The organism is Caballeronia sp. M23-90, assembly GCF_053574605.1.
In genome coordinates this window covers 1-12,019 of sequence record NZ_JBSIPA010000181.1, presented here as the reverse complement: position 1 = coordinate 12,019, position 12,019 = coordinate 1, and the positions used below count along the sequence as shown (strand labels likewise).

Sequence of the window (12,019 nt, the reverse complement as noted above, 5' to 3'; positions counted from 1 at the left end):
GGAACAGATGCGTGTGACGCAGGTTGAAACCGGCATCGATGGGTTGGCCGTCAACCGCGGTCGATTCCCCCGAGCCTTTCACCTGGATCAGGACATCGCCGTCGAGGTTCACATGCAGCAAGGTTTCCCTGCTTCTCGCCGACGAACCGACGACGGCGCTCGACGTCACGATCCGTGCGCAGATCGTGGAATTGCTCCTCGAACTTCAACGCGATGAAGCCGCGTCGCGTGGCATGGCCGTCTTGCTGATCACGCACGATCTCAACCTGGTGCGCAAATTTGCGCAGCGCGTGGCTGTGATGGAGCAGGGCGTGCTGGTGGAAAGCGGGACGGTGGAATCGATTTTCGCGTCGCCGCAGCATCCGTACACGATCCGCCTGCTCCAGAGCAAACCGGAGCGGACGGTGTTGCCGGTGTTGCCGTTGTCGCCAGTTCTGCTCGACGCGAAGGATGTATCGGTGGAATTCGCCACGAAGATCGCGGGCGTGGGCGGCTGGTTCCGGCGCGGCGCGTTCAAGGCGGTCGACGGCGTTTCCGTAAGCGTGCGGCAGGGCGAGACGCTCGGCATTGTCGGCGAGTCGGGCTCAGGCAAATCCACGTTGGCCATGGCGTTGCTCGGTTTGCAGCGGACCTCGCACGGACAGGTCGAGTTCCAGGGGCGTTTGCTCGCCGATTACCGTGGCCGTGAGCAGACGGTGCTGCGATCGAACATGCAGGTCGTGTTTCAGGACCCGTACAGCTCGCTCTCGCCCCGCCAGACCATTGAGCGGATCGTGGGGGAGGGGCTGGCGCTGCATCGTCCCGAGCTCGACGCTGCCGCCCGTCACGCAAAGGTCGTGGCGGTCCTGCGGGAAGTCGGCATGGATCGGACTTGCCTGAATCGTTATCCGCACGAGTTTTCCGGCGGCCAGCGTCAGAGAATCGCCATTGCCCGCGCATTGGTGCTCGAACCGCGCATCCTGATCCTCGATGAGCCCACCAGCGCACTCGATGTTTCAATTCAACATCAAGTTTTACGTCTGCTAGCCGACATACAACAGAAGTACAACCTGGGCTATGTCTTTATCAGCCATGACCTGGAGGTCATCGGCGCAATGGCACACCGGGTGGTGGTCATGCAGAACGGAACTGTCGTGGAAACCGGTGATGTGGAGAATATTTTTGCCATGCCGTCCCACGAATACACAAGAAAGTTACTGAAAGCTGCGATCGCGGCCTAATTTTCACCAATTAGGTGCGCATCTTAATTGTATTTTTCTATGCCTTTTGACATGTAAATAATATCTGGCTAGTATCGAGCAAACTTTTTCCGCATCGCCCTGATTTTTCAGACTTTTTACCCCAAACTTACCGACCGATGCAGCCATTGACCTTGACTCAGACATGCGCGCGCGCAGCAGCCAGCATGTTGATCGGCCTGATGATGACAGCAGCTAGCGGTGCGTTCGCCGACGAAGTCAACATTTCGAGCCAAAATGCCAGCAACGGCATTTTTTCGTCGCCGAAAGCAGCGAATGACATCTATCCCGTTGCAGGATCCAGCAACGTGACAAGCACCTCATCTTCTCCGGCACCCGCTTCTACAACTGGCGGTACGCGTTCTTTTCTTTCCGGCATGGCGAGCAAGGCAGGCGACGTGGTCGTCGGCGCGCTCAACATGATCGGCGTGCGTTACCGCTGGGGCGGCAACACGCCGGACTCCGGCCTGGATTGCAGCGGCTTTGTGCGCTACGTGTTTCAGGACACGCTTGGCATGACGCTGCCGCGCCGCGCGGAAGAAATGAGCCGGGTTGGTGAAAAGGTTCGCGTGAGCGAGCTGAAACCCGGCGATCTGGTGTTCTTCAACACAATGCGCCGTTCGTTCTCGCATGTCGGCATCTATATTGGCGACAACAAGTTTGTGCATTCGCCGTCCACGGGCAGCACGATCCGTGTCGACGACATGGACAACAGCTATTGGGAAAAGCGTTATACCGGCGCTCGTCGAATCGAAGCGACGTTCCCCATAGACGGCGTGGATCTGCGCCAGCGAGTTAGCGCCACGATTGGTGGCAACGGCGACAATTAAATTATTTGAAATGATCTGACTGGCCGGCTGATAGAGACGCGCCAGCCAGCAACGCATGCCTGCCTTTCGAAAGAAGGCGGGCTTTTGTCGTTGATCGAAACAACTCAGGCACGCTGACGCGCTCAAGACAAAACTTGACACCCTGATCGCTGCCTGCAAGCAACCTTGCCACGTACAATCGCCAGCTTTTCACGCTGACTGCGGCTCCCTGCCGCAGCCAATCACGCAAATGCCGTCAAAGCGTTTCGAAGTGAATAAAAGCGCATGTTGAAATTCGAAACAGGCTGCTGCAAATCCTTGCACCCTGACGAACCGAAGTGCGTTTAGGATCGGAAGCGCTTTTTAACCCCGTCATTCTTCCTTTGCAACGAATAAACGGCTGGTTCTAAAAGTTAATAGTTTCGGAATCCGAAATGAGTTCCGGAATTTGATTGAATGTGACCTAAGGGCGTTGAGTCGCTTGGGTGAGGAGAGTGATATGGGGGAACTCGACCGATCGCGTCGTGGTTTTCTTAAGGCGAGCGTCGTTGCAGGACTGACTGTCATCATCGCGCCGCTTGGCAGTCGCGCTTTCGCCGCGTTGTTTGAAGAAAAGGTGCTGACGCCGATCCAATGGGATGCGGCGACCGGCCGCGCGAAGTTTCGTATCGACGGGATTGCAAAGGTCACCGGGTCCAAGGTGTTTGCTCGTGACGTACGCGCCGCTGACATGCCGCACTGGCCGAACCAGCAGTCCCATGCGTTGATCTTGCGCACGACGCAGGCCGACCGGACCTATGAGGGCTTCGATCTCGGCCTGCTTGGCGACGAACTGAAACCCGACCGGATCGTCACGGCCGAGGATCTGGCGCGTGACGGTCTCGCGTTCCCCGCCTTCTATGGCGACGACATGCTCCTGCCTCAGGGCAAGACGCCGGCCTATCTGGGCCATGCCGTCGCGATGCTGATCTATCACGACTTCGCGCGCTTTCGCTTCGCGAAAGACGCGCTGCAGTTCCACGAAGACGTCATCCGCTACGGCGCGAAGACCGGGCCGCTCGAACGCGATCCATGGGGCACGTTTCGCTTCGTGCGCGTCGGCGGTGCAACCCCGTTCGACGAGGACACGTTCTCGAGCTTGAAAGACACCATGCTGTTCCCAAGCGCGATGCGCAAGCACGAGCCGCTGTGGGCCGCCGGCAATGCAAACGGCAAGCTCGATCAGCAGGGCATGTTCCATGCCGAGAAGTTGCGCGATGAACTGGACCATCCGCCGGCAGACTGGCTGGTGCTGGATCGTCACTACACGACGCAATCCGTCGATACCGCCGCGCTCGAAGCCGACAACGCGAATTGCTGGTACGACGCGTCAACGCAGTCGCTGCACATGGTTGTGCCCACGCAAGGGCCGACCGAAGTCGCAGCAAGCGCCGCGGGTATGGCGGCGAAGTGCCGGTTTCCGGTGAAAAACCTCTTCGTGCACCCGGTATCGACCGTCGGTTACGGGTCGAAGGATCACTACAACGTGCCGTTCTACGGCCTGGTCGCCGCCATGTACGGCGATGGCCGGCCGGTGCGCCTTGCCTTTGACCGCTACGAGCAGTTCCAGACTTCCATCAAGCGTCATGCGTCGAAGATGCACTACCGGATCGGTGTCGATAAGAAAACCGGCATGCTGCAATCGTTCAACGCCGAGCTCGAAGTCAACGGCGGCGGGCGTTCGAATTTTTCACCATCGGTCGCGATGGTGGGCGCGTCGGCCGCGCAGTCGATCTATTACTTTCCGAAAAGCGATCTGTTGGGTGTGGCGACCGCATCGCGTGCAATCGATGCCGGTTCCGCGCGCGGTTATGGCACGCTGCAGACCATGGCTGCAACCGAGATGCTGATCGATGAAGTGGCCGGGCAGCTCGAAACGGACGCCATCGATTTGCGGTTGAAAAACGCGCTGCGTTCGGGCATGAAAAACACGCAGGGCGCGATCCCGGCGGGCGCGATTCGCGTCGACGAAGTCCTGCAGAAAGCCAAGGTTCATCCGCTCTGGACCGAACGCGCGAAGAAGAAGGCCGAGTACGAATTCGCGCATCCGGGCAACCGGTACGGCGTGGGGTTCGCCTGCGTGCAGAAAGATTTCGGCACGGGCGCGGAGGCTTCTTTTGCTAAGGTCGAGATCGCGGCCGACGGCACGATCAAGCTGCAGCACACCGCCGCTGAAATCGGCACGGGCATTTCCACGTCGCAGGCAATCGCGTGCGCGAAGTGGCTCGGCAAGCCGGCGGCGGAGGTTCGCATGGCAATTGTCGACTGGCCCGAATTGCCGATGATCACGAGCGGCGACCCGTACATGATGTCGCAAGCCGAGCAGGACAAAGTGTCGGCGAATCCGCGATGGACGCCGGAGCTGGCATCGCCCTCGAGTGCCACGAATTCGGCGTTCTATTTCACGCACAGCACGCATGAAGCGGCGCGCGTCGTCTTCACTCATGGCTTGTGGCCGGCAGCCATGTCCATCTGGGGTGGCGGTATTGGCGGCGGTCAGGCTGCGCCGCTGGTCGTCCGGCGCGAAGATGCGCGCTGGGTGGACGGCAAGCTGACCGCGGCGGGTCTCGAACCCCTGCCGCTAGAACAACTTGCGAAAAAGGCCCACGAACTCGGGCTCGTCACGGGCGCGGTCGTGCACGTGTTCAACCGGTGGCAATGGACCGAAGCCGAGTTCGACATCCGTGGCGCAACGGACCGTTTGCCAATAGACGGGTTGTCGCTGCTCTTCGGCGAAGGGGAAGCCAAAAAAGGGGAAGCCAATAAGGGCGAAGCCGCACCCGCTGCGCCCGCGTATCACGCCGTGAACCGCAAGCGCGTTTTCATCGCGCCTGTTCAGCGCAATAACGCGGCCGTGACGTATTACAGCGCGGTCGGAACGCTGGTCGAACTCTCGGTCAATGAAGCAAGCGGCCGCGTGGATCTGCTCTCGCATCACTCGATCATGGAGTGCGGCAACATGCTTTCGCCGGAACTCGTGTCGGGCCAGTTGCAGGGCGGCCTGGCGATGGGTATTGGCCACGCGCTGCACGAGTATTTGCCGCTTTACGAGGAAGGTCCCGGCAACGGCACCTGGAACTTCAACCGCTATCACCTGCCGCGCGCAAGCGATGTCGCCGTCTGGACCCAGACCGGCGAAGTGCTGCTGCCCTTGTCCGAAACCGATCCGCCGAAGGGCATTGCGGAAGTGGTGATGATTCCGGTGGTGGCAGCAATCGTCAACGGCATTGCGCACGCTATCGGGCATCGGTTCAACGACTTGCCTGTCACGCCCCAAAACATTCAGGAGGCGCTCGCATGACGGCCCCTAATCAAACCAGCATGATCCAGATGAAGCCTCTGTCGCTTACCATCAACGGGGTGGCGACCGGTCCGGTCCAGACGCCCGACGGGCTGATGATGATCGACTTCCTGCACGAATACGTCGGTCTGACGGGCTCGCGGCTCGGCTGCGGGCAGGGCGTCTGCCACGCGTGCGTGGTGATTCTCGACAAGCCCGACGGAACCAGCGAGGAAGTGCGTTCGTGTATCACGGGCGCGCATTTCTTCGATGGCAAGAAGATCCGGACCATCGAAGGTCACGGTTCGAAGAACGAGCAAGGCGAGATTGTCGAACTCTCGCCGGTGCAGCAAAAATTCCTTGAGCACTTCAGTTTTCAATGCGGGTATTGCACGCCGGGATTCGTCAATGCTGCGACGGTTTTTATCGAACGTCTGAAGCGCGAGCCGATCTCGAAGGCATCGGTGGATAGCGAGATCATGAAGGCGCTCGACAACCACATCTGCCGATGCACAGGCTATGTACGCTATTACGAAGCGGTAAAGGACGTGGTGATGAACACGCCCGGGCTCGTCAAGGATTCCGCATGAGCACGACATCCTCACTTCGTCTTGGCGCCCTGGCGTTATGCATCGCGGCCCTGTCTACTTTGGCGGCGTGTAGCAAGACACCCGACAATACGTCCGTCGATGCGCGCACGTCCACGCCCGATCAGATCGCACACGGCCGTTATCTTGCGAAGGCCGCCGATTGCGCCGCGTGCCACACGAGTTCCGGAGGCGCACCGTTTGCGGGCGGCGTGCGCCTCGGCTCGCCGTTCGGCACCTTCTATGGCACGAACATCACGCCGGACCCGGTGCATGGCATCGGCAAATGGACGGCGGCCGAGTTCTACAAGGCCCTGCACGATGGCGTGACGCCCGACGGCCAGCTTTATCCGGCGATGCCCTACACGTCGTACCGGACAATGACGCGTGCGGACAGCGACGACATTTACGCCTACTTGATGGCGCAAAAACCGGCTGCTGTGCCGAACCTCAAGCCCGACCTCAAGTTCCCGTTCAACATGCGGTTTGCCGTGATGTTCTGGAACATGCTGTTCCTGAAAGACAGCTTGCCGGATGCATCCGTTGGAACGTCGGCTGACTGGACGCGCGGGAAATATCTGGCTAACGCGCTGGGCCATTGCGCCGAATGTCACACGCCGCGTGGCGCGTTCGGGCAGATGAACGGGGCGAAGGCGCTGCACGGATCGGATCTGGGACGCGTCGTTCCACCGGATATCACACCCGCCGCGCTCGTCGCGCGCGGATGGACCGGCGCCGACCTGCAAACATTCTTCGCGACCGGGATCAGCCGTCAGGGACCCGCGTTCGGAGAGATGCATCCGGTGGTTTATCTGAGCACGCAATATCTGTCGCCGGGCGACTTGCGCGCGATGTCGGTTTATCTGCTGGGCGACGCACCGCCGCCGCCAACACCCGTACAGCCGGGATCGGCGGATGCCGCTCAGGTCGCCGCTGGCCGCAACACCTACGTTGCGGTGTGCGCGGGGTGTCACGGACTCGGCGGGGAAGGCAAGCCGCACGTGTCGGTATCGATGCAAGGCAGTTCCACGCTGCGTCAGGCCGATCCGCACAACATGCTCGTCGCGATGCTCGATGGCGTGGAAGCGTCGGCGTTCCCGGGCACGGAGAGCCTGCAGGCAATGCCGGCGTTCGCCAAGACGCTCAACGACGAAGAACTCGCGCAACTCGCGAACTATCTTCGTTCAGGCTGGGGCGGCCAACCCGGCGATGTCACCGCGGCGAAGGTCAAGGCGCTGCGAGACGCGCCGTCGCACTAAGGCCCTTGGGCGCTTCCGTCCTCTCAGACGGCAGCGCCTTTGGCCGCCAGTTGCCGTTGCAGATCGGGCCAGATCCTGGCAACGGCTTCTTCGCCCGCCAGGATCGCCGCATTGCGCTGACTGAAGTCGCTGCCGCTCATGGCGGCGAGGTTCGGGCGAATGACGAAGTCGGCGTATTTATCGAGCTCGTAGGCCTTGATGGTCTGGCCCATGATCGTGAAGGTCTGCATCAGCACGTCGAAAGAACTTTGCGTCAGCGCCGTTTCCGGACGCGCTGAAATATCCACCGCGATCACGAAGTCCGCACCCATCTTGCGCGCAAAAGCGGCCGGCACCGGACTCACCAGTCCGCCGTCCACATACTCGTGGCCGCCGATCTTCACGGGCTCGAAGATCGACGGCACGCTGCACGATGCACGCACGGCAATGCCCGTATTGCCGCGCTGGAACAGGATCGGCTGGCCGGTTTTCAGGTCGGTTGCAACGATCCCGAGCGGTTTCGCCATCTTCTCGATCGGCTTGTTATCGAGCGTCTTGTTCAGGTAATTCTGCAGCGCCACGCCTTGCAGGAAACCGCGCGTGCGAAACGGCATGGCCCAGTCGCTGATCGACGCTTCGTCCATGGTGAGCGCGAGTTTGTTGATGGCAATCCCGTTCATCCCCGATGCCGATAACGCCGCGATCACCGATCCCGCGCTCGTGCCGCTCAGCAGGTCCACCTTCACGTTGCGCGCTTCGAGCGCCTTGATCACGCCGATATGCGCAAACCCGCGCGCTGCGCCGCCGCCGAGTGCAAGACCGATGCGGACGGGTCGCTGCGGCGATGTCGCGACCGGCGAAGCCGGCGTGACGCCCGATGTCCCCGCTGAGCTGGACGATGTTTGAGACGTGGTAGCCGTCGTGCAGGCGCTGAGGACCGCGGACGCGCAGCCGAGAGAGAACGCCCGGCGGGACAAGCCGGACAGGCGAGGCGAAGGAGGGAGCGGCGGGGGAAGCGGCGATTTCAAGGAGTTCTCCTGCTTTGCGGCGAACGAAGCGTATTTAAGCGGATCAAGCGGATCAAGCGGGAGGCGCGGGTCCGGTCGGCGGACCTGGCCGTTCGGATACGTCGTCCTGTAGCGGCGGACATGATAAAACATGATGACCGGCCGCCGCAGGTCGAAAGTCCCCGGCAGGTATAATTCCATCTCGCATTGAGCGCTTGCAGTGTTAATCAGTAACCGCGCGGAACACGGCGCGAAAACACTTTGCCCCAAGCCGTTCCCCGATGTATCGCCTGTCTGGCAGTCCGTGCCGGCATGCGCATTTGAGCTATCGAGCACACCGCACATGACCCAAGTCCGTACCCGTTTCGCTCCCAGCCCCACAGGCTTCATCCACCTCGGCAACATTCGCTCCGCGCTTTATCCGTGGGCGTTCGCGCGCAAGATGAAGGGCGTTTTCGTGTTGCGTATCGAGGACACCGACCTGGAGCGTTCAACCGACGCATCCGTGGACGCCATTCTGGAGGGCATGGAATGGCTCGGCCTCGATTATGACGAAGGTCCGATCTATCAGATGCAGCGCATGGAGCGGTATCGCGAAGTGCTCAAGCAGATGCTCGACAAGGGCCTTGCATACCACTGCTACATGTCGACGGAAGAACTCGACGCATTGCGTGAACGCCAGCGCGCCGCCGGCGAGAAGCCCCGTTACGACGGCACGTGGCGCCCCGAAGAGGGCAAGGTGCTGCCGCCCATCCCCGAAGGCGTATCGCCCGTGATCCGCTTCCGCAATCCGATTGGCGGCGTGGTGAGCTGGGACGACGCGGTAAAGGGCACCATCGAGATCTCGAATGACGAACTCGACGACCTGGTGATCGCGCGTCCGGACGGCACGCCCACGTACAACTTCTGCGTGGTCGTGGACGACCTCGACATGAAAATCACCCACGTGATTCGCGGCGATGACCACGTGAACAACACGCCGCGGCAGATCAACATCCTGCGTGCGCTGGATGGCGAGGTGCCGGTGTACGCGCACTTGCCGACCGTGCTCAACGAGCAGGGCGAGAAGATGAGCAAACGTCACGGCGCGGTTAGCGTGACGGGGTATCGCGACAGCGGTTACCTGCCGGAAGCGGTGCTGAACTATCTGGCGCGGCTGGGTTGGTCGCACGGCGATGCGGAAATCTTTTCGCGCGAACAGTTTGTGGAGTGGTTCGATCTCGACCATCTGGGCAAGTCCCCGGCGCAATACGATCCAGACCGTCTGAACTGGCTGAATGCGCACTACATCAAGGAAGCCGACAACGCGCGGCTCGAGATGCTCACCAAGCCGTTCCTGGCGGAACTGGGCATCGATGCGGCCATGCTGGAGCAGGGGCCGGCACTCGAGCTCGTGATCGGGTTGCTGAAGGATCGTGCATCGACGGTAAAGGAGATTGCCGAGAACGCCGCCATGTTCTATCGCGAACCCGTGATCGACCCGGCTGCGCTCGAGCAGCACGTCACCGACGCCGTGCGTCCGGCGCTGGCCGACCTGCGCCATGCACTGAGCGAAGTTGAATGGAACAAGGAGGCGATCTCGGCGGCATTCAAAGCCACGCTGACAAGCCACAAGCTCAAGATGCCGCATCTGGCCATGCCAGTACGTCTGCTGGTCGCAGGCACCACGCATACGCCCTCTATTGACGCCGTGTTGATGTTGTTCGGACGCGAAACGGTGCTGGCGCGGCTGGAAAAGGGCGCCCCCTGATCCTGGCAACGGACGTGCTCGCGCCGGCAATTTGGAACGGGCACGAACGGTGTCTGATTCACGTGTCCGTTTTGCACCCTGAAGACGATTTATTTTCAGAAGCTGTGGCGAAAGGTATTTACAACTTCAAAAGCCCCCTTTAAAATCTCGTTTCTGTTCTGCAAGGGGGTATAGCTCAGCTGGGAGAGCGCTTGCATGGCATGCAAGAGGTCAGCGGTTCGATCCCGCTTACCTCCACCACGGAACAGAGTGAAGTCAGTTGAAACGCCAAGGTATCGGACAAAAAAGACTTCACAAGGTACAAAAAGCTGTTTATAATGTCGTTCTTCGCTGATCACTGAAACAAACTGATTAAACGATTCGAATGATTAAGAAGTTGTTAATCATGTTTAATTAGAAAATGATCAGGGTTTAAGCGAAAATAGTAAAGACATTAACTGAAAAGTTTATGTCCCCTTCGTCTAGAGGCCTAGGACATCACCCTTTCACGGTGAGTACAGGGGTTCGAATCCCCTAGGGGACGCCAAAACGTCGGCGGCTGCTAGAAGCGCTGCAAGCTTGATGAGTCGACCAACCTCTCAAGCCGATGAAAAGAAGTGGAGCGGTAGTTCAGTTGGTTAGAATACCGGCCTGTCACGCCGGGGGTCGCGGGTTCGAGTCCCGTCCGCTCCGCCAACGAGTTGTAAGAAAAAATCCAGCTTATGCTGGATTTTTTTCGTTGAGCGGCCGGTTTTTACGCTAGTGCGTTTTGCCGTGTTGAACACGCGCGACAAACGTCGCCAAAAGCGTGTGCCCGGAAAACTCTCCATTGCCAGCGGGCGCGAGCTGACTTAGTGTGGTGACCTGATTCAGTGCTTTTATCGCGCAATGCTCGATCCCACCGAAGCCCTCTCGCCGTTTATGCTGCGCCTCGCGTCGATGGACGATTTTTCGTTCGCCGAAGCGCTCACGCGCAACAACATGAACGGCTACTATCGACGCCACAACCTCGTGTGGCGCAGCGACCTGTTCCTCGGGAGCTGGCGGGAATCCGAAAACTTCGTGCTCGAGTGCGATGGCAAAGCCATTGGCGTGATGCGGGTGACCGAAGAAGACGAGTCGCTTCATATCCGCGATGTGCAGGTCGTCGAAGGCTGGCGCCGCACGGGCGCGGGCACGTTCCTTCTGGACACGGCTCACCGATGGGCGCGCGCACGCGGATTGAAAGAAACGCAATTGCGCGTTTTCGTCGATAACCCCGCGGCCCGGCTTTATGTTCGAATGGGCTATAAGCCCGCGGGTTCTCGGCTCGCACAGTTCGGCGCGATCCGGCACATGGTGCGCAGCGTCTGACAAGCTGAATTAATCCCTTTCGTCAACTGTCGGCCACGTCGCGCGGCTCGCTATCGCGGACAAAAAACGCGCGTGGACTTTCGCCGAACGCACGCCTGAACATGGCTGAGAATGCGCTCTGGCTCTGATAGCCCAGCAGCAGCGCGACTTGCGCAAGCGGTCGTCCCTGGCTCAGCAACGGAATGGCGCGCGCCAGCACTGCCTGTTGCCGCCATTGCGAAAAACTCACGCCCAGCTCGCGACGGAACAAACGCGCGATCGTGCGCGTGCTTGCACCCACAAGCGTCGCCCAATGTTCGAGCGAATCGGCGGAAGCGGGGTCCTCCAGCACCGCTTCGCACAACGCGAGCAAGCGTTTGTCCGTAGGCATGGGGATGGAGAGGGGAAGGGGGCGGGATCGCGTGATCTCGTCGAGTGCGAGGGTTCCAAGCAGCCGTTCACGTTCGCGTGAAATGGATGTGTCGTTCAGCGCCACCGCCACTTCGCGCAACAGCGGCGATACCTCCACCACACGACATGCATCGAGTCCTTCCGGCACGACGCTTTCATCGATATAAAGCGTGCGCAGGAACGCGTCTTCCACGATCACCACTTCATGCGTGACGTTGGGCGGTACCCAAATAGCCCGCGATGGCGGCACCATCCATGTAGAACCTTCTGCGGCGATCCGCAACACGCCGCGCGTCGTACACGCGACCTGCGCCCACGCATGCGTATGACGCGCGATCCGGACGCCCGA

The 12,019-nt window shown here is 60.3% G+C and carries 8 protein-coding genes, 3 tRNA genes and 1 pseudogene; 10 read left to right on the top strand and 2 right to left on the bottom strand.

Annotated features, from left to right (window positions below; all coding sequences use genetic code 11):
• Nucleotides 1-128: 128 nt before the first annotated feature.
• The 5 genes and pseudogenes from ACRXB1_RS18445 to ACRXB1_RS18425 all read left to right on the top strand — a co-directional run.
• Nucleotides 129-1,220, top strand: a pseudogene (locus tag ACRXB1_RS18445) (ATP-binding cassette domain-containing protein); the annotation flags it as partial.
• A gap of 137 nt (nt 1,221-1,357) precedes the next feature.
• Nucleotides 1,358-2,068: a C40 family peptidase gene (locus ACRXB1_RS18440; protein ID WP_061999109.1), complete on the top strand. Its 711-nt coding sequence runs from the start codon at nt 1,358-1,360 to the stop codon at nt 2,066-2,068.
• 478 nt (nt 2,069-2,546) lie between these two features.
• Nucleotides 2,547-5,387 (top strand): xanthine dehydrogenase family protein molybdopterin-binding subunit, encoded by a 2,841-nt coding sequence (locus tag ACRXB1_RS18435; protein ID WP_449492801.1) that lies wholly within the window; start codon nt 2,547-2,549, stop codon nt 5,385-5,387.
• The gene (locus ACRXB1_RS18430) at nt 5,384-5,956 is read left to right on the top strand and encodes a (2Fe-2S)-binding protein (RefSeq protein ID WP_082771406.1); all 573 of its coding nucleotides are present in this window, start codon (nt 5,384-5,386) and stop codon (nt 5,954-5,956) included. Before ACRXB1_RS18435 ends, ACRXB1_RS18430 begins: the two co-directional genes overlap by 4 nt.
• Nucleotides 5,953-7,212 (top strand): c-type cytochrome, encoded by a 1,260-nt coding sequence (locus ACRXB1_RS18425; protein WP_174363764.1) that lies wholly within the window; start codon nt 5,953-5,955, stop codon nt 7,210-7,212. The genes ACRXB1_RS18430 and ACRXB1_RS18425 overlap by 4 nt, the downstream gene beginning before the upstream one ends.
• A 23-nt stretch (nt 7,213-7,235) precedes the next feature.
• On the opposite strand, the gene ACRXB1_RS18420 is transcribed toward ACRXB1_RS18425, so the two are convergent.
• On the bottom strand, nt 7,236-8,219 hold the full coding sequence (locus ACRXB1_RS18420) for a patatin-like phospholipase family protein (RefSeq protein WP_075360494.1): 984 nt from the start codon (nt 8,217-8,219) through the stop codon (nt 7,236-7,238).
• A gap of 322 nt (nt 8,220-8,541) precedes the next feature.
• Between ACRXB1_RS18420 and gltX the strand changes: the two genes are divergently transcribed.
• The 5 genes from gltX (at nt 8,542) to ACRXB1_RS18395 (ending at nt 11,280) form a co-directional block, all read left to right on the top strand.
• A complete protein-coding gene (gene gltX, locus ACRXB1_RS18415) occupies nt 8,542-9,948 on the top strand; it encodes a glutamate--tRNA ligase (protein WP_449492800.1) in 1,407 nt (468 codons plus the stop codon).
• Nucleotides 9,949-10,112: 164 nt separating this feature from the next.
• Nucleotides 10,113-10,188 (top strand) — tRNA-Ala (locus tag ACRXB1_RS18410).
• A 210-nt stretch (nt 10,189-10,398) separates the two neighbouring features.
• Nucleotides 10,399-10,474 (top strand) — tRNA-Glu (locus ACRXB1_RS18405).
• Nucleotides 10,475-10,546: 72 nt separating this feature from the next.
• Nucleotides 10,547-10,623: transfer RNA gene (locus tag ACRXB1_RS18400), tRNA-Asp, on the top strand.
• Nucleotides 10,624-10,815: 192 nt separating this feature from the next.
• Nucleotides 10,816-11,280, top strand: coding sequence for a GNAT family N-acetyltransferase (locus ACRXB1_RS18395; protein ID WP_056352642.1), 465 nt, complete (start codon nt 10,816-10,818; stop codon nt 11,278-11,280).
• Between the two features lie 22 nt (nt 11,281-11,302).
• On the opposite strand, the gene ACRXB1_RS18390 is transcribed toward ACRXB1_RS18395, so the two are convergent.
• On the bottom strand, nt 11,303-12,019 hold a 717-nt coding region (locus ACRXB1_RS18390; protein WP_449492799.1), incomplete at its 5' end, for an AraC family transcriptional regulator.